18 protein-coding genes are annotated in these 21,726 nt (G+C 70.6%); 7 read left to right on the top strand and 11 right to left on the bottom strand.

What is annotated here, in order from left to right; translation table 11 throughout:
- Positions 1-161: 161 nt before the first annotated feature.
- The 6 genes from GQF42_RS36465 to GQF42_RS36490 all read right to left on the bottom strand — a co-directional run bounded on the left by GQF42_RS36465 (position 162) and on the right by GQF42_RS36490 (position 7,248).
- Positions 162-989, bottom strand: coding sequence for an ABC transporter ATP-binding protein (locus GQF42_RS36465; protein ID WP_158927063.1), 828 nt, complete (start codon positions 987-989; stop codon positions 162-164).
- Positions 986-1,996, bottom strand: coding sequence for an ABC transporter ATP-binding protein (locus GQF42_RS36470; protein ID WP_158927065.1), 1,011 nt, complete (start codon positions 1,994-1,996; stop codon positions 986-988). Before GQF42_RS36470 ends, GQF42_RS36465 begins: the two co-directional genes overlap by 4 nt.
- Positions 1,993-2,871, bottom strand: coding sequence for an ABC transporter permease (locus tag GQF42_RS36475; RefSeq protein ID WP_158927067.1), 879 nt, complete (start codon positions 2,869-2,871; stop codon positions 1,993-1,995). Before GQF42_RS36475 ends, GQF42_RS36470 begins: the two co-directional genes overlap by 4 nt.
- Entirely contained in the window at positions 2,868-3,824 is a 957-nt protein-coding gene (locus GQF42_RS36480) for an ABC transporter permease (protein ID WP_158927068.1), read from the bottom strand. The genes GQF42_RS36475 and GQF42_RS36480 overlap by 4 nt, the downstream gene beginning before the upstream one ends.
- Positions 3,821-5,476 (bottom strand): ABC transporter substrate-binding protein, encoded by a 1,656-nt coding sequence (locus GQF42_RS36485; RefSeq protein WP_158927069.1) that lies wholly within the window; start codon positions 5,474-5,476, stop codon positions 3,821-3,823. Before GQF42_RS36485 ends, GQF42_RS36480 begins: the two co-directional genes overlap by 4 nt.
- Before the next feature lie 77 nt (positions 5,477-5,553).
- A complete protein-coding gene (locus GQF42_RS36490; RefSeq protein WP_158927070.1) occupies positions 5,554-7,248 on the bottom strand; it encodes an amidohydrolase in 1,695 nt (564 codons plus the stop codon).
- A gap of 107 nt (positions 7,249-7,355) precedes the next feature.
- Here GQF42_RS36490 and GQF42_RS36495 point away from each other — a divergent pair, with 107 nt between their 5' ends.
- Both GQF42_RS36495 and GQF42_RS36500 read left to right on the top strand, forming a co-directional pair.
- Positions 7,356-8,090: a TetR/AcrR family transcriptional regulator gene (locus tag GQF42_RS36495; RefSeq protein WP_158927071.1), complete on the top strand. Its 735-nt coding sequence runs from the start codon at positions 7,356-7,358 to the stop codon at positions 8,088-8,090.
- Positions 8,091-8,169: 79 nt separating this feature from the next.
- Positions 8,170-9,837: a flavin monoamine oxidase family protein gene (locus GQF42_RS36500; RefSeq protein ID WP_158927072.1), complete on the top strand. Its 1,668-nt coding sequence runs from the start codon at positions 8,170-8,172 to the stop codon at positions 9,835-9,837.
- A gap of 1,384 nt (positions 9,838-11,221) precedes the next feature.
- On the opposite strand, the gene GQF42_RS45160 is transcribed toward GQF42_RS36500, so the two are convergent.
- The 4 genes from GQF42_RS45160 to GQF42_RS36520 form a co-directional block, all read right to left on the bottom strand.
- Positions 11,222-12,832 (bottom strand): hypothetical protein, encoded by a 1,611-nt coding sequence (locus GQF42_RS45160; RefSeq protein ID WP_199272919.1) that lies wholly within the window; start codon positions 12,830-12,832, stop codon positions 11,222-11,224.
- Positions 12,833-13,463: 631 nt separating this feature from the next.
- Positions 13,464-15,113, bottom strand: a complete 1,650-nt coding sequence (locus tag GQF42_RS36510) for a transglycosylase domain-containing protein (protein WP_158927073.1) — start codon at positions 15,111-15,113, stop codon at positions 13,464-13,466.
- Entirely contained in the window at positions 15,110-15,778 is a 669-nt protein-coding gene (locus tag GQF42_RS36515) for a hypothetical protein (protein WP_158927075.1), read from the bottom strand. The genes GQF42_RS36510 and GQF42_RS36515 overlap by 4 nt, the downstream gene beginning before the upstream one ends.
- Positions 15,775-16,236, bottom strand: a complete 462-nt coding sequence (locus GQF42_RS36520) for a sigma-70 family RNA polymerase sigma factor (protein ID WP_158927077.1) — start codon at positions 16,234-16,236, stop codon at positions 15,775-15,777. The genes GQF42_RS36515 and GQF42_RS36520 overlap by 4 nt, the downstream gene beginning before the upstream one ends.
- A gap of 87 nt (positions 16,237-16,323) precedes the next feature.
- Here GQF42_RS36520 and GQF42_RS36525 point away from each other — a divergent pair, with 87 nt between their 5' ends.
- Both GQF42_RS36525 and GQF42_RS36530 read left to right on the top strand, forming a co-directional pair.
- A complete protein-coding gene (locus tag GQF42_RS36525) occupies positions 16,324-16,845 on the top strand; it encodes a SigE family RNA polymerase sigma factor (RefSeq protein ID WP_158927079.1) in 522 nt (173 codons plus the stop codon).
- Positions 16,835-17,491, top strand: a complete 657-nt coding sequence (locus GQF42_RS36530) for a L,D-transpeptidase (protein WP_158927081.1) — start codon at positions 16,835-16,837, stop codon at positions 17,489-17,491. Before GQF42_RS36525 ends, GQF42_RS36530 begins: the two co-directional genes overlap by 11 nt.
- A 1,188-nt stretch (positions 17,492-18,679) precedes the next feature.
- Here GQF42_RS36530 and GQF42_RS36535 read toward each other — a convergent pair.
- Complete coding sequence (locus GQF42_RS36535; RefSeq protein ID WP_233273606.1) at positions 18,680-19,132, bottom strand: ATP-binding protein; 453 nt, start codon at positions 19,130-19,132, stop codon at positions 18,680-18,682.
- Positions 19,133-19,448: 316 nt separating this feature from the next.
- On the opposite strand from GQF42_RS36535, the gene GQF42_RS36540 reads away from it, so the two are divergent.
- The 3 genes from GQF42_RS36540 to GQF42_RS36550 all read left to right on the top strand — a co-directional run bounded on the left by GQF42_RS36540 (position 19,449) and on the right by GQF42_RS36550 (position 21,461).
- Positions 19,449-20,315: a helix-turn-helix domain-containing protein gene (locus tag GQF42_RS36540; RefSeq protein WP_158927083.1), complete on the top strand. Its 867-nt coding sequence runs from the start codon at positions 19,449-19,451 to the stop codon at positions 20,313-20,315.
- 29 nt (positions 20,316-20,344) lie between these two features.
- The gene (locus tag GQF42_RS36545; RefSeq protein WP_375999129.1) at positions 20,345-20,563 is read left to right on the top strand and encodes a DUF397 domain-containing protein; all 219 of its coding nucleotides are present in this window, start codon (positions 20,345-20,347) and stop codon (positions 20,561-20,563) included.
- A gap of 82 nt (positions 20,564-20,645) precedes the next feature.
- On the top strand, positions 20,646-21,461 hold the full coding sequence (locus tag GQF42_RS36550) for an SAM-dependent methyltransferase (RefSeq protein WP_158927087.1): 816 nt from the start codon (positions 20,646-20,648) through the stop codon (positions 21,459-21,461).
- Positions 21,462-21,726 lie beyond the last annotated feature (265 nt).

The raw sequence follows: 21,726 nt of genomic DNA on the forward strand, positions 1-21,726 counted from the left end.
AAGTACTCGTTTGGAACATGACGACGAGCGCGCCCTCAGCGCCGCATGCCGCCTCCCCGCGAGCGCAGGAGGCCAGCTGCGGACCGCAGCCCCGCGGGCCGGGTGGCAGGCCCCAGCGCCCACCGCGACACCTTCGTGGGCCGTGCTCAGAAGGTCCATGCCTACGCTCGAGCCGACGCGCTGGACGCGCTGAGGGTGCGGCGGCGTTGGGCGATGTCGTCCGGGTTCCAGCCGGGGTGGGGGACGGAGCCGAGGAGCAGGCGGGTGTAGGGGTGCTGGGGATCGGTGAGCAGTTCGGTCATGGGGCGGTGTTCGACGGGGCGCCCGCGGAACAGGACGAGCGCTTCGTCGCAGACGTAGCGGACCACGGCCAGGTCGTGGCTGACGAAGACCAGGCCGATGCCGGAGTCGCGGCGGATGTCGGCGAGCAGGTTGAGCACCTGCGCCTGGACGGAGACATCGAGGGCGGAGACCGCCTCGTCGAGGACCAGGACGGCCGGCTCCACGGCCAGCGCTCGGGCGATCGCGGCGCGTTGGCGCTGACCACCGGAGAGCTGGCGGGGCAGGGCTGCGGCCTCCCGGCCGCCGAGGCCGACCTGGGCGAGCAGGGCGCGGACCCGGGCCGCGCGAGCCGCCCGGTCGTGGTGGCCGTGCAGCCGCAGGACGCCCTCGACGGTCGCGCCGATACTGAGGCGGGCGTCCAGGGAGAGATACGGGTCCTGGAAGACGATCTGGACGGCCTTGGCGCGGGCCAGCCGTGCTGCCCGGTCGCGGACCGAGGGGGCGAGCGGCTGGCCGAGGACGTGGATGGTGCCGGCGTCCGGGCGTTCCAGCCCGACCAGCATTCGGGCGGTGGTGGTCTTGCCGGACCCGGACTCTCCCACCAATCCGAGCGCGCCGCCGTGCGGCAGGGTGAAGGAGACGCCGTCGACGGCGGTGACGGGACCGTAGGTCTTTCGGAGTTCGCAGACTTCGAGGAGGGCGGTCATGGGTGGATCTCCCTGGCGGTGGTGGGGAGTTCGGCGACACGGGCGCAGGCCGCCGCCCGGTGCTCCGTCAGGGACAGCAGTTCGGGCGGGAACTGGTCGCAGCGGCCGGGTTCGGCGTAGGGGCAGCGGGCCTCGAAGGCGCAGCCCGGGGCTGATTCGGCGAGCCCCAGCGGTGCGCCGGGGACCGGGCGCAGCCGCTCCAGTGGGCCTTCGAGCGGTGGGGTGGAGCCGAGCAGGCCGATGGTGTAAGGGTGGCGGGGGGTGCCGAACAACTCGGCGGCCGGGGCGGATTCGACGATCCGGCCGGCGTACATGACGTAGACGCGGTCGCAGCTGGCGGCGGCGAGTTCGATGTCGTGGGTGATCAGCAGCAGTCCCAGTCCGTGTTCACGCTGCAGTAGGCCGAGCAGGGCCATGATCTCGGCCTGGGTGCTGACGTCCAGTGCGGTGGTGGGTTCGTCGCAGAGCAGCAGCCGGGGTTCGCCCACCAGAGCCCCGGCGATCATGACGCGTTGCAGCATGCCGCCGGAGAGCTGGTGCGGGTACTGACGCAGGTGACGCGGCGGGTCGGGCAGGCCGACTGCGGCGAGCAGCTCCAGCGCGCGGTCCTCGGCACGGCGGCGGGGCCAGCCGTGGGCTTGGCGCAGCGGCTCGGTGAGGTAGTCACCGAGCCGGCGGACCGGATTGATACCGGCCCGCGGGTCCTGGAAGACCATCGCGGCGGCGCCGGTGCGGACCTGGGCCAGCGCTGCCGGAGGCGCGCCGTTCAGGTCGACGCCATCGACCTGGACGCGGCCGCTGGTGCGTGCGCCGGGCGGCAGCAGGCCGAGCGCGGAACGGGCGGTGACCGATTTGCCGGAGCCGGATTCGCCGACCAGGCCGACGATTTCGCCGGCGGCGACGTGCAGACTGACCGCGTCCAGCACGGGGCGCGCCGCGCCAGGGAGTTCGACGGTCAGGGCGTCGATCGACAGGAGTGCCGTGTCGTGGAGTGCGGGGACGGTCACCGTGTCTCCCGTCCGGCGAGCTGGTCGCCGTACTGCTCGCCGACGACGTTGAAGGCGACCACGACCAGTACTACGGCTGCGGCCGGCACTACGGCGGAGAGCGGCCGGCCGGCGAGCAGCGCCGTCTGTGCCTGGTTGATCATCGCTCCCCAGTCCGGCGTCGGCGGCTGCACGCCGAGTCCGAGGAACGACAGAGCAGCCAGATCCAGCAGCGCGTAGCCGAAGTTGACGGTGGACTGGGCGAGCACCGTCGGCGCGATGTTGGGCAGCAGCCGCCGCACCGCGACGAAGGCCGGGGCATGGCCCTGCACGAGATAGGCGGCCACATAGGTCCGGGTCTTCTCCTGGGTGGTCAGGCCGCGCACGAGTCGGGCGCTGTAGGGGAGGTAGGCGATGGCCATGGCCAGCACCGGTGCGCCCAGTCCCTTGCCGAAGAGGGCGACCGCGAGGATCGCCAGCAGCAGCGAGGGGAAGGCGAAGAGGATGTCGAGGACTCGGCCGATCACCGCGTCCACGTGTCCGCCGCACCAGCCGCTCCACAGGCCGACCGCGATACCGGACAGGCTGGAGAAGACGACCACGCCCAGTGGCCCGAGCAGGCTGGTGCGGGCCCCCTCCAACAGGGCGGAGAAGGTGTCGTGGCCGCCCTGGTCCGTGCCGAGCAGGTGGTCGGCGCTGGGGCCGGCCATGACGGTGGCAAAGTCGCCGACGGTCGGATCGTGCGGGGCCAGCCACGGCGCGAACAGTGCAACCAGAACGAAGAGGAGCAGCAGCGAAAGGCTGATCCGGAAGAGCAGGCCGTGCGCGAGGAACCCGCGCCGCAGCCAGCCCGTCCCGGGACGGCGCTGCAGGGCGGTGGGGGCAGCGGCGGTCATCGGGCTCCTCCTTGGGCGGCGACCCGCGGGTCGATCAGCGGATAGACCAGGTCCACCAGGGTGTTGACGACCACGAAAACGGCGACCACCAGCAGCACGAGAGCCTGGACCACCTGGAAGTCCAGCTCGTCGACGCACTGCACCAGCAGCGAGCCGATGCCGGACATCCCGAAGGCGGTCTCCACGATGGCGGTGCTCACCAGCATCCCGGAGACCAGCAGCCCGCAAACGGTGACGATCGGGCCGAGCGCGTTGCGGAGGACATGGTGGCGCAGCACCGTGCGGTGGGGGGTGCCCCGGCTGAGCGCCACCTCGACGTGCTCGCTGCCGAGCTGGTCCAGCATGGCGGTGCGGGTGACCCGGGTGACCAGGGACATGAAGGTCACCGACAGGGCGACGGCGGGCAGCACCACATGATGCAACTGGTCCAGCGGGCCGTTGCCGTTGCCGATGGTGGGGAACCAGCCGAGGCGGACCCCGAAGACCGAGCGGAGCACGATCGCGGCGGCGAAGGAGGGCACCGCCGCGCCGACGGTGACCAGCAACAGCACTCCCTTGTCGGTGCGGGTGCCCCGCCGCAGCGCGCCGAGCGCGCCCGCCCCGATCCCGACCACCGCGATCATCAGCGTGGCGACGGCGACCAGCAGCAGCGAGGCGGGCAGCCGGGACCAGATGACCGCGCCGACGCTCTCGTGGAACAGGTAGGAGTGGCCGAAGTCGCCGTGCAGCACCGCGTCCAGCCAGTGCCAGTAGCGCTCCAGGAAGGGCTGGTCGAAGCCGAACTGCCTGCGGATCGCCGCCATTTCGGCCGGGCTCGGGCTGCGGCCGCGGACCAGGAAGGAGACCGGGTCGCCGGGGGCGAGATAGAGGGAGGAAAAGACCAGGAAGGAGGTGACCAGCAGGGTCACGGCCATGCCCGCCAGCTTGCGCAGCACGGCCACGGCGACGCTCATCCCGCTGCCTCCTTGGCCCCGATCTCGGCCGCCCACGGGTAGTACAGATAGTCGATGGAGGGTTTGACCCCGGTGATCCGGTTGCCGAGGAAGACCGAGACCGGCTCGGTGTAGAGCGGCAGCCAGGGCAGCTGGTCCATGGCGATCTGCTGCGCCTTGGCGGCGGCCGCGGTACGGGCGGCCGGGTCGGCGGCGCCGACCGCCTGGTCGACGGCGGCGTCGAACTGCGGGTCCGACCAGTTGCCGTAGTTGCTGTAGGCGCCGGTCCGCAGCGAGCCGTACATGTCCAACGGGTCGGTGATGGAGGTGTACCAGAAGGTCAGGAAGAGGTCGATGCCCTTGCGCGCGGCCGGGTCGGTGAACAGCGCCGTGTACTTGTCCGGGGAGACGGTGTCGATCTGCGGCTTGAGGCCGATGGCTGTGGCGGCCTGGGCGATGGCCTGGGTGATGATGGTGGTCTGCGAGTCCAGCGGGCTGGTGGCGATGACGACCCTCTGCCCGGTGACGTCCGCCCCGGCCGCCAACTGCTTGGCCCTGGCTGGATCGTAGGGGTACTTGGGAAGGGCCTTGAGCGTGCTGTCGACGGTGCCCCGCGGGCTGCCGTTCCAGTTGTTGCGGGTGACCAGGTTGTCGGCCGCGTCGCCGACTCCGGCCACGCCCGCCTTGATGATGCCCTTGCGGTCGATGGCCATCAGCAGCGCCTTGCGCACCTGGGCGTTGCCGAGCGGGCCCTTGAGGTTGTTGACGACCTCGTCGGCGACCGTGGTGTTCTGGCCGTAGTAGAGCCTTCCCTTGGCGGAGGCGGCGAGTTGGGCGTAGGAGGTCGGTGGGACCATCCAGCCACCGTCGACCTCGCCGGTCTGGAAGGCGTTGACGCGGGCGGTGGCGTCGGCGAGGAAGACGAACTTCACCTGCCCGGCCTTGGCACGCAGGGCCCGATCCCAGTAGCCGTTGAAACGCTTGAGGACGATGGACTGGCCGGGCTTCCAGGAGGAGAAGGAGAACGGTCCGGTGCAGTTGACGCCCTTGGCGGGGTTTCCGTAGTCCTTGCCGTCGGCCTTGAGCGTGGCTGCGGATTCGACGGTTCCCGGGCTGGCTGCCAGGTACTTGTTGAAGGTCGAGTCGGGGGTCTTCAGGGTGACGGTGACCTGCATCGGCCCTGTCCTGTCGACCGACTTCACATTGCGGAAGGGGTAGGCCCAGTCGCTGCCCACGTTCGGGTCGAGGTTCCGGCGCAGCGAGGCGACCACATCGTCGGCGGTGAGCTGCTTGCCGTCGTGGAAGTGGACGCCGCTGCGGATGGTGTAGACCCAGGTGGTGGGGGTCGGGTTGGTGTAGGCGGAGGCGAGGCCGGGTGAGGTGGTCAGGTCCGGATTCCAGCGCAGCAGGCTCTCGCAGACGTTGGCCAGGACGGTGTTCGGCGGGTAGTCGAAGGAATAGGCGTAGTCGATCGAGGTCGGCTCTGCGAAGAGGGACCAGGTGAAGCCGTCGATGTCGCCCTTGGCAGCGGCGGTGGAGGCGGTGAGGCGGTAGGCGGCGCTCTGGTCGGCGCTGCCGCCATGGGCGGTACCGGAGCAGGCTGTCAGAGCGAGGGCGGTCAGCGGCAGCGTCGCCAGGGCGATGGCTCCGCGGACGGTCCTGAGGGTGGGCATGGAGCCTCCGAGCAGCGGGCAGTCGGAAATGCGGGAAGCGGGGGCGGCGGACGACAGGCAGTGCGGGAGTCGGGTGGTCAGCGGGTGGCGGCATAGACGGGGCTGCCGTCGAGGAAGGTCATGCGAACCGTGGTGTCGCCGATCTCCTCGGGCGGCCCGGCGAAGGGGTCGCGGTCGAGGACGACCAGGTCGGCGGCCTTGCCGGGCTCGACGGTGCCGGTCTCCCGGTCGAGGTGGTTGGCCCAGGCGCTGCCCGCGGTGTAGGCGGTGAAGGCCTGGGCGAGGGTGAGCGCCTGCTCGGAGTAGAAGGGGCGGCGCGGGCGGCGGTCCGCGGCGGCGTTGGGGGCCTGGACCGGCACGGCGCGGTTGACCGCGGTATGGATGCCCCACAGCGGGTCGGGGCTGCTGACGCCCCAGTCACTGCCGGCGACGAGACGGGCCCCGGCGCGGGCCAGGTCGCCGAAGGGGTACTGCAGCGCGGCGCGTTCGGGGCCGAGGTAGGGGATGGTCAGCTCGTCCATCTGCGGTTCGTGGGCCGCCCACAGGGCCTGGATGTTGGCGGCGGCGTCGACCTCGGCGAAACGCTTGAGGTCGTCGGGGTGCACCACCTGGAGGTGGGCCAGGTGGTGCCGGTTGTCGCCCGGGCCGTTGGCGGCACGGGCGGACTGCAGGGCGTCGAGGACCTCGCGGACGGCGCGGTCGCCGAGCGCGTGGAAGTGGAGCTGGAAACCGAGTGCGTCGAGGCGGGTGACGGCTTCGCGCAGAACCTCGGTATCGATGAAGGTGAGGCCCCGGTTGCCGGTGGCGCAGCCGCAGGCGTCGAGGTAGGGCTCCAGCATGCCGGCGGTGAAGTTCTCCGCGATGCCGTCCTGCATGATCTTGACGGTGGTGGCGCGGAAACGGCCGACGCAGCCGCGCAGGCGGCGCTCGACCAGCTCGGGAATCTGCTCGACGCCGCGCTCGCGGTCCCACCAGAGCGCGCCGACGACGCGGGCTCGCAGCGAGCCGTCGCCGGCGGCGTCGAGGTAGACGGAGAAGTTGTCGGGATTGCCGGGGAAGGCGCCGATCATGGCATCCTGCCAGGCGGTGATGCCGAGCGAGAAGAGGTGTTCTTGGGCTGCGAGCAGCCCGGCACGTGCCTGCTCGGGGGTGGCGACCGGGACGAGGCGGGCGACGAGTTCCATCGCACCCTCTTGGAGGACGCCGATCGGCGTGCCGTCCGGCTCGCGCTCGATCCGGCCGTCGGCGGGGTCGGCGGTGTGCCGGTCGAGGCCCGCGAGGTGCAGGGCGCGGGAGTTGACCCAGGCGCCGTGGCCGTCGCGGTTGGTGAGAAGCACCGGGCGGTCGGGGACGACGGCGTCGAGTTGGTGGCGGGTGGGGATACCGTCCGGGAAGACGTCCATGGACCAGCCGCCGCCGAGGATCCATTCGGCCTCCGGCTCGGCCTCGGCGTAGGCGGCGATGGCGGCGAGGCAGGCGTCGGCGCTGCGGTGGGCGGAGAGGTCGCAGCGGAGCATCTGCACTCCGGCGACGGTGGGGTGGACGTGGGCGTCCTGGAAGGCGGGGGCGAGCAGCCCGCCGTCGAGGTCGACGACCTCGGTGGCGGGGCCGACCAGCGGGCGTAGTTCGGCCTCGGGCGCGACGGCGGTGATCCGCCCGGCGCGGACGGCCACGGCCGCCTCGACGGGCTGCGCACCTCCGTCGGCGGTAAAGGTCCTACCGCCCCGGAAGAGCAGATCGGCATGGGTTTCTGACGGTACGTGCGACGCCATCGGCGCATTCCTCCCCGAGTGGTGGTGAGAGGAGTGAAGCGTCGCGCAACGTTGTTGTCAACGGTGTTGCGCGCAGGCCGGGGCCGCATCGTTACACTGGCGGAACCATGACGAAGCCACCCACCCCACGCGCCACCGCTTCGGCGGACAAGCCGACCGGCCGCGGTCGCAGCAGACGCTCCGGAAGCGAGCTGACACCCGAGGCGATCGTCCAGGCCAGCCTGCGCATCGCCGCCCGGGGCAGTGCGAACGCCTTCACCGTCCGTCGACTCGGCGAGGAACTGGGCGCTGATCCCACCGCCGTCTACCGACACTTCCGCGACAAGGACGAACTGCTGCTGGAGGTCGCCGATCGCACGCTGGGTGAGGTGCTGGACTCGATCCCGGAGGGCCTCGGCTGGCAGGACCGGATCCGTGCCCTGGCCGACGGCTCGCTGGCCGTCGCGCTCAAGTACCCGGCGGTGGCTTCCACCATGGCCAGCCGGACCACCCGGCGGACCAATGAATTCCGTGTCGTCGAGCTGATCCTCGGCGCGGTCACCGAGGCCGGGCTGAGCGGCGCGGAGGCGGCCGTCCACTACCGAATGGTCGGCGACTCGCTGCTGGCCCTGGTGGGGCAGCGGGCCGCCTTCCGGCTCTTCGCGCCGGAGGTCAGGGCGGCCGATGAATCCTCCTGGACCCACGAGTACCGGCTACTCGATCCGGAGCGGTTCCCGCAGATCACCGCCGTCACGGAAGAGTTGGCGGCGGTCACGCCGGACGCGGTCTTCCGGGCCAGGGTGGAGGCACTGATCACGGCGATCGAGCGCAGGGTCACCGAGCTGGGCGGCGGCAAGGAATAAGCGCAACACTGTTGACAACGGCGTTGCGGCGCCAGTTCACTCCCGGTCTGCATCATTCGATCCCGAGAGAGGGATTCTCATGCACCGGGAACCCGTCAGATCCCCCCTTGCCTCCCCTTCCGCCACCCGCACCGGGCTGCCCGACAGCGGGCTGGGCCTCGCCTTCTCATGGGAGGGCGAGGCACGGCGGCGCGGTATGCCCGTCGCCGAGGTGGCCGGTGAGCGCGCCGAGCGCGCCGCCCTGAGCCGCCGTCAACTCCTTGCCGGTACCGGCGCGGCGACCGTCGCCGGCCTGACGGGCGCCACCCTGGCCGGGGCGACGCGGGCCGCCGCGGCGACCGCGTCCGCGACCACCCCGCGGGTGGTGATCGTCGGGGCGGGACTGGCCGGGCTGCGCTGCGCTCACGCCCTGTGGACCGGCCCCAGGGCCATCGAGTCCACCGTCTACGAGGCCGACACCACCCATCTCGGCGGCCGCTGCTGGTCGCTGCGCGGCTTCTTCGCGAGCGGCCAACTCCACGAACACGGGGGCGCCTTCATCAGCTCCACCGACTCCGCGGTGCTGGGACTGGCCAAGTCACTCGGCCTGAAGACCGAGATCGCAGGCGGCGGCGAACTGCCTTCCGGCGACTACGCCGGCTGGATCAACGGCGGCCGCTACGACGGCGCGGCTCAGCAGAGCGACTGGGTCGCCGAGGCGTACGACGCCTTCGCCGCTTCCTGCGCGGCCATGGGCACCCCGCGCTGGAACAGCTCAACCGCCGAGGCCGAGCGCCTGGATCAGCTCTCCTGCCTGGACTACCTGGCGGAGATCGGCCTGCCCTCCGGCTCGGCACTGAGCCGGCTGATCCAAACGATTCAGCTCCAGGGCGGCGGCGAGCCCGCCCAGTCCTCCGCGATCGGAATGATCGGCTTCCTCGGCGGCTCGTCCACCTTCGACGGCGGGCGTGGCTTCGACGAGAAGTACCATCTGGTCGACGGCAACGACCAGTTGGTCAGCGGCATGGCCGGGCAGCTGCCCGCCGGAACCGTACAACAGGGTTACCAGCTGATGGCGGTCGTCCGGAACAGCGACGGCAGCTACAGCTGCACCTTCGACCCCACCGGAGGGGCGGGCGCCCCGGTCAGCGTCCGGGCCGACCATCTCGTCCTCGCACTGCCGTTCAGCACGCTCCGGGACGTGGATCTGTCCCGCTCCGGGCTGTCCACGCTCAAGCTGACCGCGATACATCAGCAGGGCATGGGCCAGAACGCGAAGATCGTGACCCAGCTCAACTCGAAGACATGGCCCTCGCTCGGCTACAACGGCGTCAGCAACACCGGCCCGAGCGGCTATCAGACCGCCTGGGACGGCTCCGTCTCCCTGGGCCCGAACGGCAGCCCGGCCCTGCTGGTCGACTTCCCCGGCGGTGACACCGCCCGCTCGACCCTCACCGGCGCCGCGCACGGCCCGGCGCCGGCGGCGGACGTCAACTGGTTCCTCTCCCAGATCGAGCAGGTCTTCCCCGGCACCACTGCCGCCTACAACGGCCTCGCCTACGAGGACCACTGGTCGCTCGACCCCTGGCACAAGGGTGCGTACCACTACTACGGCGTCGGGCAGTACACGACCATCGCCGGCTACGAGGCCGTCCAGGAGGGCCGGGTCCACTTCGCCGGAGAGCACACCGACGTCGACAACGCCACCCTCAACGCGGCGGTCGCCTCTGGCGAGCGGGCGGCGGCGGAGATCGCGGCCCAGATCTGAAGCGCCGGCTCAGCCGTCCTGCACCGGCGGACTACTTGCCCTTTGGCGTCTGGGCCAGGCCGATCCTCCAGCGGCCCTGGTCCAGCACATGGCCCCTGCCAGGTCAGTGGCAGCCCCGCCCGCGGCGAGTGGGTTGAGCGGCCACCATCAATCGCCCGCGACACCCTCCGGCTGCGGCCGAGCAGGGCGGGTGCCGATGTCCGACGCGTGGGTGGGGTCGCGTGGGAAAACCGGGCGACTGCCGTTCCAGAACGCCGATCTGGTGGCGCAAGGCCAGGATCTCGACGTCTCTCTCGCGGTCGCTCATCGGCAGCAGCCGCAGCATCGCGAACGCGTTCGTCACGCCCGAGTACGCCAGTCTCAACAGCACGACTGATCATCACGCCGCGCCGACCACCGCCGTGCGACAGCTGCGACTCGAGCGGCCTCGACTGGCGCCGAAACCAGTTCCCACCTGCATGGACGAGGTATTCGGCAAGAGCGCGGCCGGACGGGCGTTCATGGGTGCGGCCCTGTGGGGCGAAGGGTTCCCTGCGGGATGGCAGACTCCGCCGTAGACACCTCCACTGGCGTGAGCCCGCCGGCCTTCTGCTGATCTCTTAGGGTTGTTGTCGGTTGCGTCCTGGAAGGCGGTGTACGGGATCCCACCTGATCCGGGCGTTCGCCCCGGCGTCGGAGGGGTGCCCGGATACGAGAACGGCCACCGGCTGATCTTCGAGATGTGAGGTGGCCGTACCGTCGGGAGGGGGTTTCAGCGGCGCGGTGTCAGGAGCGCGTGCCGGACGGCTGCCTGTGCTGTCGGGTGACCGTCACGGTGACGTCGTAGCGCCCTTGGTCCGGCGGGCAGCGCATCGCCTCGCCGCATGAGTCGCGTCGGGCGGTTATGTGAACCGTGCCGGGCCGCAGGGCGGTGAAGCGCACGGAAGACGTTCCGCAGCCGCGGCCGGGCGGGCAGGTGGCAGTGCCTGTGGTCCCGCCGCCGACGGGGGTGAGCACTTGCGGGTTCGAGCTGGCGGGGGTTGACCAGTATGCGCTGTGCAGGCGTACCACGATGAGCGTGCCGACGGTCACCCGGACCGTGGTTCCGCGGGACCGTTCGTCGAGGACGGCCGACCCGGTGGAGGACGTGGATGACGCGGATGACGCGGGAGTGTGCGTCGGCGGGGGAGAGGGCGATCCGGCGGGGCCGGACGAACAGCCGCCCAGGACGCCGGTCGCGGCTGCCGCGGCCACGGCGGCGAGTCCGGCGTGCAGCGCGCGCAGGGCGGGGCTCGTGCGGGCTGACGAAGGAAGCACGGGTCCTCCGGTGGATGCCGCCCGGCGTGGGCGCTTGGACGGGGGTGGGGGCGAGCCGTCGGCTCGCCCCCACCGTGCGGCGCGAGGGTCAGGAGACAGTCACGTCGTCGTAGTAGGTGTAGGTCGCGTCACCCGCGTAGTTGTCGTCCTTGTTGGTGAGGGTGAGCGTGTAGTTGTGGCCCGCGGTCACGGTGCCGGAGACCTGCTTCCAGCCTGCACCCTGGGTGCAGGTCTTGCCGAGCAGTGTCGTGGTGGTGCCCGCCGTGGTGTCCTGGAGGGTGGCCGTCGCCCAGTCGTAGCTCACGGTGTCCGGGCAGGTGACGTTGTACCAGAAGGAGACCCTGCTGCTGCCGGACGGGGCGGTGAAGGACTGGGAGACCGAGGAGGTGTTCGTCGGGTTGGTGGAGCCGAGCATCGCGCCGTAGGTGCCGCTGTGCGCCGCCGAGGTGGTGGCGGAGGTGGTGCCGCTGGTCGTCCAGCTCGACAGGCTGCCGGTCTCGAAGGTGCCGTTGGTGAGGGTGCCGCCGGTGCCGCCGCCGCTGCCCCCGACGATGGGGTGGGAGATGGCGCAGTTGTTGGTGTCGTTGGACCAGCTCGCCTGCTCGGCGAAGGTACCGGTGCCCATCGTGACGTTGGCCGCTCCGCCCGTGCTGCCGGGCGAGATCCAGGCGCACTCGTCGGAGTTCTCCTGGCCGTTGTACGAGCTTCCGGTCTGGTTGGTCCAGCCGCCGGCCGGGTTCTGGTCGGACATCATCTCGTGCCATTCGTGGCCGAGCGTCATGGTCCAGCCGTCGAGGGTGCCGGGCGAGTTGACGAATCCGACGCCGCAGCCGGAGCCGGAGTCCATGTTGTACGGCTGGTTGCTGAACGCGATGTCCCCGTAGGAGGAGGACACCGGCCCGCCGGTGAGCGTGCTGTCGCCGTTGTAGTCGTGCCAGGCGCAGTACTGGCCCTGGTAGTTGTCCGGGTTGGTGTTGTGCGGCGAGAGGATGACGTAGTAGGCGTCCCGGTTGGACGCGGCGGTGGTGTTCCCGAAGTGTCCGGCCGCCTTGACGGCTTCGGCGCCCAGTTGGTGTCCGGTCGCGGCGCTGGGTGAGGCCGCCGAGTTGTCGTACCACACGCCGGACAGCACGCCGCCGCTCTGGTACGGGATGAAGTTTGCGTTGGACGGACAACTGGTGGCGCCTGCCGAAACGTTCGGTCCGTCACACCACTGGGTGAGGTCCGCGGACCACAGCTCGTTTCCGGTGCCGATGCCCTTGAACATCTCCTGGGTGACCGGGGCCGCGCCGTCCGGGTCGCCGGAGAACGTGGCGTCGCCGTTGCCGTTGGTGCTCTGCGTGCCCCACTGCGAGCCGTAGAAGACCAGGTAGACCTTGGAATGGCCGCTCTGGACGCCGATGCCGTCGACGCCGCCGCCGTAGGACAACGTCTCCGGTCCGGTCGCCGTGGTAGCGGCCGGCTGGTCGGCAGCCCAGGACTTCATCTTGGCGTTCTGCTGAATGGTCGGGATGACGCCGTGCCGGTACGAGTGCTGATACGCCGGGCTGTAGGGGTTGGGTCTTGTTGTGCGAGCCGTGGCCTGGGTGGCGGCTGCCGCCTGGGGTACGGAGGCGAGTGCCACACCGGTGACGAGGGACAACGACGCGAGACCGGTCAGGGTCGCTCGGGCTGCGCCGCGTATGTGGGGTATGCCCATGGGTATTGGGGCCCTTTCTTCGCACGGACCTCCGCCGTCGGTCCGGCGGAGGTGATCTGCACGGGACGTCGACGAGGCGCACCACTCCGCAAACCGAATCCGGCCACCGACGTTGACGCCGGTCTCGTTGCGGAGCAGGAGGAGAAGTCCGAGCGGCACCGGGTGACTGCACGGGCGATGTGCTCGGCAGCTGGGGAACTCACGCACGGTGTTGTGATCCGCGGGGTCTCTCGTCCTGGACCGGACGAATGAAAAAGGCAGTGAGAAGGGTTCGTACTGCGACTTCTTGCCGGCTGGAATGGTGATGCCCTGTCAGACGCGGAGAAGCAAAGCAGACTTGACGGGTTCAGGTCAATGGAGGGTGTGCCCTTCTCTCAGGGGGGCGGTGGCCTGCCTCTCGAACGGGTGGGCTCGACGTCGATCGTCCGCTGATTCCGCTGGTCGAACGCCAAATCGGAGCATGCGCCAGTCAGTTGCTACGGCATGGCGCACCGAGGGGCGTGGGAGGTCGTTCGCCGACCTGGGGCCGCCTATGAATAGGCTCTGAATTCAGGAAAGGTGGAGGAAGTGCCCGGTCAAAAATGAGTAACGACCCATCAATTGCCTGATGTGTCTGCTAACCGGCTTCCGCTCACCGCCAGCCCCTCAACTCCCTCTCACCGCCCGTCACCTCCTCCTGCACCCGCTTCGCCGCTGCCGCTGCGAACCTCTTCGCCGCCGTTGCGTCGGGCAGGTGGGCCGGCGTCGCCGCTCTTTTTCCTTGCGCCGGGTGTTCCGCGAACAGCGCCACGGTGACGCAGAGCCGGTGGTCCGACTCGGTGTGCCACAGGGTGCGGGTGGTGGTGGCGCCGGAGCCCGCGGTGCCGGTGTAGCTGGTCCTGCCCGTGGCGGCCGGTCGGGCTGTGGGCACGGGCAGGAGGGCGCGGGTCTCGGGGTGGGCCGTGTAGAGGGTGCGGCCGCCCCGGGTGATCCTCGCGACCGTGTACGGCTTCGCGTACGTTCCCTGCGCCGACGCCGTCGCGTACGCCGAGGCCAGCTGAAGCGGAGTCGGGGTCGGCGTTCTGACGAGGGAGGTGGCCGCGACCGCTCCGGGCCCGGTGGCGCGCAGCGGAGCGAGGGCGCTGCCCGCCTCCACTGCCCCGGCGACGGCGTCATTGAAGGGCTGCCGGGCGTAGTCCGCGCCGCCGTAGAGGACGCGGATCGCGCCGTCGCCCGGGACCGTCGCGACGACGGCCGTGTGCAGGCGCGTCCCCTTGGCGGCCGCCGGAGCGTGGTCCACCTGCTGGGCGATGTCGTCCTGCGCCTCGATGTCGAACGTCGTACGGACCGTGTACCCGCCGCGGGCCAGCTGGTCCTGGGTGATGCCGAGCCGGTCGGCCGCCTCGGCCGCAGCAGCGTCGATGAGGTACTGGCGCTGCCCGTCGGTGCCGCCAGGGGGATAGAAGCGGAACGCCGGGAAGAGGGCCGAGGCCCGCTCCCGGGCCGTGATCGTGCCCGCGGCCCGCATGCCGTCGAGGACCCACGCCCACCGCTTCTGCAGCGTGGCCGTCACCTTGGCATCGGCTCCGACCCGTTCGTAGTACGACGGCAGGTTGATGATCGACGCCAGGGCCGCGCCCTGGGAGAGGTCGAGGTCCTTCGCGTCGATGCCGAAGTAGTTGCGGGCCGCCGACTCAATGCCGGCCGCGCCCCGCCCGAAGTACACGGTGTTCAGGTATCCCTGGAGGATCGCGTCCTTGGAGCGGGTGCGGTCCAGTTTGACCGCGATCAGCGCCTCGCGTGCCTTGCGGGACAGCGACTGCTGGGGGGTGAGCAGCGCGTTCTTCACGTACTGCTGCGTGATCGTCGAACCGCCCTGCCGTTCCGCGCCGCTCAGCGTGGACCACGCTGCCCGCAGGATCGCGGTCGGGGAGACGCCCGAGTCCGTGCGGAAGGAGCGGTTCTCCGCCGCGATCACCGCGTCCTGCACCTTGCGCGGCACCTGGGACAGCGGCACGTCCTGCCGGTCCACCGGGCCGCGCCGGCCCAGGTACTGACCGCTCGCGTCCAGGAACACCGTGCTCTGGATGACCATCTCCGGGTGCGGGGCGGGGATGACGGTCAGCTGGTAGGCGACGACGGCCGCGGTGCACAGGGCCAGGAGGAGGGTCAGTACGGCGATGAGCGCGCGACGGATCCAGCGGGCCCGGCGGCGCCGGGTGCGGAGACGGAAGGAGACCCGGCGACGACGGTGTACGGGCTTCTCGTCGGTGGCATGGGGTGTGTCCGCCGTGCTGCTCACGGGCCCACCCCGCCCTGTGCCACGACCGTGCCCCGTGCGTCGTGGATCGTCACCCGCGCGTCCATCAACTTCTTTTTGTCCTTGGGTAGTTCGCCGGTCGCGTACCACGCGCTCCAGCCGGGGCTGCCCGCGAGCGCCAGCAGTGTGCCGGAGGTCGTACCGAACGGCGTGCGCAAGGTCACGCGGGCCGCGGGCGTCGGCCCCCGGTAGGTGCCGGTCATGAGATAGCGGTTGCCCGTCCCCAGCATCTCCATGGTGACCGCGGCCTTGTGGCCGCCCCGCGCCGCGGGTGCCGGGACCAGCCCCGGCGCCGCCGAGGAGTGCTCCCCGTCCTTCGTCAGCCACAACTCCACGTCGGGCAAAGGGCGTACATGCTCACCTGCCGCAACGATGCGCACGGTCGACGTCGTCCCGGCGGAGGGCGTCGGCGCTCCCGAGGCCGTCCTCCCGGTCACACGCGGTACGACGACGTAGGCGATCGTCCCGAGCAGCAGAGCGACCGCTGCCAGCCACCGGACCCGCCACTGCCTTCTCCGCGCTCGTCCCTCGCGCTCGATCTCCGCCAGCGGCACCGGCGGCGGTATCAGATCACGCACCTCCACCGCCATCGCCTCGCTCAACTCGGCGCGCTGAAGGTCGACTCGACGTGCCTTGACGCGGTTCATGGGTGAACCTCCTGGAGTGGCCGGGTGCTCAGGGCGGCCAGCCCCCGCCGCGCGGACGACGTCACCGCGCCCTGCGAGCAGCCCAGCATCTCGGCGATCTCCGACTCGTCGAGTCCGTCGCCGTGCCGCAGCACCAGCACGACCCGCTGCCGGACGGGCAGGTCCGCCAACGCCCGCCCGAGCGCCGTGAACCCGCGCCGCCGTCGGGTCGAACGGCGGCGGCCGTGCAGCCGTACCAAAGTCCGCCGCACATAGAAGTCGGCGTCGTCCCTCGGCACCCTCCGTCTGCGCGCGTACGTCTCCGCGAGTGCCGCCCGCGCCAGGTCGGCCGCCTCGTCCGCGTCGCCGGTGAGAAGGCGGGCGGTGCGCAGGAGGCGGGGCCAGGCCTCGGTGGCGTAGGCCCTGAAGTCCCCACGAGGAGAGGGAGACTGGGCGAACTTGGCTCTGGTGATGGTCATCGTGCCCCTCGCGGTGTGTTTCGATGTGCGACGTACGGGACCTGTACGCACGGCAGGGACCATCGGGTTGCAAGGGACGCCAGGGAAATGACGGAGGATGAGTTCGACGCGTTCTACGCCGCCGCGTTCCCCCGGCTGACCGGTCAGCTCTACGCGTTCACCGGGGACCACGGGGAGGCGCAGGACGTCGTCCAGGAGGCGTTCGTACGGGCCTGGGACCGGCGGCGGGACTTCCTTGCCGAGGGGGCGCCCGAGGCGTGGATCAGGACCGTGGCGATGCGCCTCGCGGTGAGCCGGTGGCGGCGGGCGCGACGGTGGCTGGAGCTGGTGTGCCGCACGCCGCCGCCCGAGAGCACTCCCGGCCCGGAGTTGCAGCACGCCCACTTCGCCGATCTGGTCGCGGCGTTGCGGCGACTGCCGGAGACGCAGCGGATGGCGGTGGTGCTGCACCATCTGTGCGACCTGAGCGTCGAGCAGGTAGCCTCCGAGACCGGTGCGCCCGTGGGGACGGTCAAGGCCCGGCTGTCCCGTGGCCGGGCCGCGCTGGCGAGGGAACTGGGTTCCGAGGACAAGGAGTTCGGGGACAGGGAGGACGACCGTGTCCGATGACCTCACCACCGCTCTGCGCGAACTCGCCGAGTCGGTGGAGCAGTCGCCGCAGTTCTCCGGTGCCGACATCCGCCAACTCGCCCAGCGGCGCGGGCGTCGCCGTCGTACGATCGCGGCCCTCGGCGGGACGGCCGCGGTGGCGTCCCTGGGCCTGGCGCTGGTGCTGGGCCCCGGTGGGCCGGGCCCTGGACGACAGGACATGCCGGCCACGCAGCCGACGAGCACGCTCACGCGGCGGCCGGCGCCCGACGCCGAGGTGGCTCTCTCGTCGCGGCTTCTCGTGGCCGGGGGCCGTAGAATGCCCGTCTCGTCCGGCCTCGCGCGCACCCCGACCCCGACCGGGCGGATGACCGTCGTCTCCAGGGTTCGCGTCACCGTGGTGTCCGGAGCGGTGGTCGGCAGGCCGCCCGACTTCCGGTACAGGGTGCCCTGGGTGATCCGGCTGCGCGCGGACGACGGCACGACGACGGCGGTCTTCGGCATGATCACCGACGGCACGGCGCCGGGCGTCGTCGACCTCACGTCCGGCTGGATCGGCCTGCGGACGGCAGACGCCAAGTGGCTGTACGACCGGTTGCGGACCGGGTCGGTGGTCGACATCGAGGGTCACGCACCGGCGGTCCCCTGGCCCACACCCTCCGCATGACAGAGGCCGGAGCAACTTGGGCCGTGTGCAGCGGGTCGTGCCGGTAGTCGTGGCTGGGCCGTCGGAGACTCGCGTGGCACCGGTGGGATGGGGGTGGCCGTCGTCGAGGCCGGCGTGTTCGTGCTCGGCGCCAGCGGGTGCCGGTACATCGTCCGGCCTGGTCTACGCGGCTTGGTGGGATGCGTGCAGGGTTCCGCCGAGTCGGTCCCGTCGGCGGATCTCCGGGCGTCTGGTGTTCCCCGGTTCGTTGATCGGGTGGGGAGCGGGCGGAGGGGAGCGGCTTGGCCCAGGGCTCGGTGTGGGCGGTGTCCGATGTAGAATCCACGAGCTGTTTTTCGGGCGAGGCGCAGGAGCAGGGTGCGGATCGACCGGACGGTGGGTGGGCGTCCGCGTCGCCTCGGGATGTGAGTCGAGGCATGACCCGCAGGTCCTTCGCGATCACCGCGGTTCTCTCGCCACGAGCCCACCGCTCACCGGCCTCGTACCGGATCCGCTCGCGAGACAGTCGCCGCTCTGCGGTAAGCCCACCACCCTGGGCTTACCGCACACCACCTGCCTGCCGCAGCGAAGGAATCACCCCGAAGAGTTCATGTGGGATGCGGGTGGAACCCCGGCGCGCTCCTCGATGCCAAGGGCGCCCAGGTGTACCAGACGCGCACACCGTGGTCGTGGAGCCAGGCGGTCTCACGGTGCCGGAGTTCATGCGCGGACTCCGGGGCAATGGCACTGGGCCAGCGGACGAGTACCGCGGTGACGCGGCCTGCCTGTACCAGCTGTCTGACACGCCGCCACCCTCTGCGCTGGGCCGGGTCGGGCTCACCGTACGTGTCGGTGATGACCTCGGCGATCGCCAGTCCGCGTTCCCGGGCGAACGCGTGGCCTTCTGTCCGCGCGCACTGCGTGGCTGCCCCGGCCGCGCCCCGGGCTCGGTCGGCGCATACGTACAGCACGACAGGAGAAGCGGTTTCGCCGTGGGGGTTCATGGGCGCCTTCTGTAGATGGATCGAGGCGAAGGGATTCCTCGCAGCGCGAAGGGGACGTAGCGGGGGCTGTGCGGTGCCGACCGCGTCTCTGCCGTTGGGCAGGGCAACTTGTCCGGTGCGCAGCCGGCCGGGTCCGGCCATCGCCGCATCCGGGCTGTCGCTGCCGGGCGAGCGCCATATTCAGCGCCGACCGGTGACCATGGCATCAGGGGTGGACCGTCAACTCCGCCCAGACAACCTTTCCTTCGGCCCGCGTCGAGGATGCGGAGCCCCAGCGGTCGGCGAGCTGCTGGACGAGGAACAGGCCCCGCCCGCCCTCCTCTACGAGGCCGGCGCGGTACTCCGGCGGGCGGACCGGGATGCGGCCGTCGTCGTGGAGTTCGATACGCAGGCGTCTCTCGTCGCCGGTCAGCGTGAGACCGCACAGCACATGACCACTGTCGGTGTGGAGTACAGCGTTCGTGGTCAGCTCGGAGACCAGCAGCATCGCGTCGCAGCAGGTATCGCCGGGTACCTTCCAAGTACGGAGCCGGTCGCGCACGGTGTCGCGGGCGGATCTCACGCTGGTGCGCAGGGCGGGCAGGCCGAACCAGTACTCCCGACGAGGCACGGTCGTGGCTAAGGCGGGGGCCGGGGCTGAGGGCGTGGGCAGGGTCACGGATGTCGCCTTCCAGCGCCTTCTCGGGGCGGGCGCGGTGTGGGGATTCGGGCTCCAGCTCGCGTGGTGAGAGGCGTATGACGAGGCGGGCGCCCTGCGGTGGGGGTGCCGATGACGGCATCGGCATCACGGGTCCCGTCCAGGCCGGATGCTGCGTCAGAGCTGTGACTTGACCGCTCACATGCCAACTATGCGCGCGATCGCGCTCAGGCTGCAACCGACTCCCTGATAATTTCAGCAGCACGGGTATCACCTTGGCAGCGACAGCAAGTCGCTGTCAGAATGGTGTTGTTGATAACCCCTCAGGAGGGTGGGCGTGAGCGAAGCCCGTTCCGGCACCAGCGCACCGACAGTCCTGCGCATGATCCTCGGCCGTCGGCTGCAGGACATGCGGCTCGACGCCGGTGCCTCGCTGGAGGACGCGGCAAAGGCCCTGCGCGTGAAGACCCTGACGATCCGTCGGCTGGAAAAGGCCGAGGTCGCGCTGAAGCCTCTCTACGTGGAGAAGCTCCTGGAGACCTACGGGGCGGACCGCCAGGTGATCGATGAGTTCGTCGATCTGGCCGAGCAGGCCAACCAGCCTGGCTGGTGGCACTCCTACCGCGACGCCGTCCCCAGCTGGTTCACCGCCTACGTCAGCCTGGAGACCAGCGCCAAGACCCTGCGCACCTATGAACCCCAGTACGTCACCGGCCTTCTGCAGACCCCTGACTACGCCCGCGCCGTACTGCGCGGCGGGCTGCCGCACGGCAGCGAGGAGGAGCTGGCGCGCCGCGTGGAGCTACGGCTGCGCCGCCAGAGCCTGCTGGAGCGGGAGGACGCCCCCACGTTGTGGGTGGTCATGGAGGAAGCCGTCCTGCACCGGGCAGTGGGCAGCCCCGAGGTGATGCGGGAGCAGATCGAGCGGCTCCTGAACGTGTCAGAACTCGAGCACGTCAGCGTCGATATCGTGCCCTTCGCCGCGGGCGCGCATGTCGGGGCGTGCGCGCCGTTCACATATTTCCGGTTCGAGGAACCCGAGCTGCCCGACATCGTCTACAGCGAACTCCTGTCCGCTTCCGTCTACCTGGACCAGCGCGCGGACGTTGTCGCCCACCTTGAGGCGCATTCCCGTATGGCGCTGCTGACGTCGTCCGAGGACAGCAGAGCGCTCTTGAACCGCATGCGCAAGGAGTACTCGTGACATTCACCGACGAAGGCGTCTACAACGGGATGCCGGCCCGCGACCTCGGGGAACAGGGCTGGGAGCGCCCCTGGAGCGGACCGAACGGCGGTCAATGCGTCGAGACGAAACAACTCGCCGACGGCCGCGTGGCCGTACGGCAGTCGACCGACCCGGCAGGGCCTGCGCTGATCTACTCGCCGGAGGAGATCGCCGCTTTCGTCCGCGGGGTCAAGGAGGGCCTGGCCGATCACTTGGCCGCCGGATGAACCGGTGGCAGACATGAGGGACGACGACACCGGTCCCGCTTCTGGTCTGCGGGCCGACAGACACACGTGTGAAGGGGAGAGCATGACCACCAGGCAGGCCGGCCGGGATCTCGACACGAGCAAGGCGCACTCGGCCCGGATGTACGACTACTTCCTCGGCGGCAAGGACCACTTCGAGATCGACAAGGAGGCGGCCCTGGTCGCCGCCGAAGCCCACCCCAGCATCTACGTGACCGCCCGCGAGAACCGGGCGTTCATGCACCGGGCTACCCGGGCCCTGGCGCAGGAGCACGGCATCCGCCAGTGGCTCGACATCGGCACGGGCATCCCGACCGAGCCCAACCTGCACCAGGTCGCCCAGTCCGTCGCGGTCGACGCCCGCGTCGTGTACGCCGACAACGACCCCCTCGTCCTGAAGTACGCCGAACGCCTCATGCGCAGCACGCCGCAGGGACGCACGGCCTACGTCGAAGCCGACGTCACCGACCCCGATGCGCTGATGAACGCCGTGGAGGCCGCGGAGATCCTGGACTTCGACCAGCCCATCGCCCTCTCCCTCAACGCGCTCATGCACTTCATCACCGACCCGCACGACCCGTACGCCATCATCCGCCGGCTGCTCGACCCGCTCCCGGCGGGCAGCGCCCTCGCCATGAACCACTGCACGCCCGACTTCGACCCCGCCACCTGGAACAAGGTCGCGGAGGTCTACACCAAGTCCGGGTCTCCGGTGCAGTTCCGTTCGCACAGCGACGTCCGCCGTTTCTTCGACGGACTCGACCTGATCGACCCCGGCATCGTCTGCTGCCACCGCTGGCGGCCCGCCGGAGCCGCCGATGGGACGGAGCCCACGGACGCCCAGATCAGCCTGTTGGCGGGCGTAGGCATCAAACACTAGTCGGGGCCCGGCCGACAGTGCGGCACCCGCAGCATGGTGTCCGTGCACGCCGACTCCCGGCATGCCGAGCGGTACATGCCCAGCACGTTCAGTGGACCGCCCAGCAGTGCCCGAGCCCTCCTCGCCGCTCTGCTGGTGCCGCTGCCGCGCCAGGCTCTGCTTGTCCGGCGGACACGGGGTCTGCTCGGGGGAGTGGGTCTGTGCCCATGTGAGACGTGTAATCCATAACGATCTCTGCTCAGGCCTTGTGCGATTCCTTGTCACG

The sequence above is a fragment of the Streptomyces broussonetiae genome, from assembly GCF_009796285.1.
GTDB classification, from domain to species: domain Bacteria; phylum Actinomycetota; class Actinomycetes; order Streptomycetales; family Streptomycetaceae; genus Streptomyces; species Streptomyces broussonetiae.

Bases quoted from the DNA above. Each gene is read 5' to 3' on its own strand.
- GQF42_RS36465 (WP_158927063.1), bottom strand. From the start codon at position 989: ATGACCGCCCTCCTCGAAGTCTGCGAACTCCGAAAGACCTACGGTCCC.
- GQF42_RS36475 (WP_158927067.1), bottom strand. From the start codon at position 2,871: ATGACCGCCGCTGCCCCCACCGCCCTGCAGCGCCGTCCCGGGACGGGC.
- GQF42_RS36480 (WP_158927068.1), bottom strand. From the start codon at position 3,824: ATGAGCGTCGCCGTGGCCGTGCTGCGCAAGCTGGCGGGCATGGCCGTG.
- GQF42_RS36485 (WP_158927069.1), bottom strand. From the start codon at position 5,476: ATGCCCACCCTCAGGACCGTCCGCGGAGCCATCGCCCTGGCGACGCTG.
- GQF42_RS36490 (WP_158927070.1), bottom strand. From the start codon at position 7,248: ATGGCGTCGCACGTACCGTCAGAAACCCATGCCGATCTGCTCTTCCGG.
- GQF42_RS36495 (WP_158927071.1), top strand. From the start codon at position 7,356: ATGACGAAGCCACCCACCCCACGCGCCACCGCTTCGGCGGACAAGCCG.
- GQF42_RS36500 (WP_158927072.1), top strand. From the start codon at position 8,170: ATGCACCGGGAACCCGTCAGATCCCCCCTTGCCTCCCCTTCCGCCACC.
- GQF42_RS45160 (WP_199272919.1), bottom strand. From the start codon at position 12,832: ATGGGCATACCCCACATACGCGGCGCAGCCCGAGCGACCCTGACCGGT.
- GQF42_RS36515 (WP_158927075.1), bottom strand. From the start codon at position 15,778: ATGAACCGCGTCAAGGCACGTCGAGTCGACCTTCAGCGCGCCGAGTTG.
- GQF42_RS36520 (WP_158927077.1), bottom strand. From the start codon at position 16,236: ATGACCATCACCAGAGCCAAGTTCGCCCAGTCTCCCTCTCCTCGTGGG.
- GQF42_RS36525 (WP_158927079.1), top strand. From the start codon at position 16,324: ATGACGGAGGATGAGTTCGACGCGTTCTACGCCGCCGCGTTCCCCCGG.
- GQF42_RS36545 (WP_375999129.1), top strand. From the start codon at position 20,345: ATGCCGGCCCGCGACCTCGGGGAACAGGGCTGGGAGCGCCCCTGGAGC.
- GQF42_RS36550 (WP_158927087.1), top strand. From the start codon at position 20,646: ATGACCACCAGGCAGGCCGGCCGGGATCTCGACACGAGCAAGGCGCAC.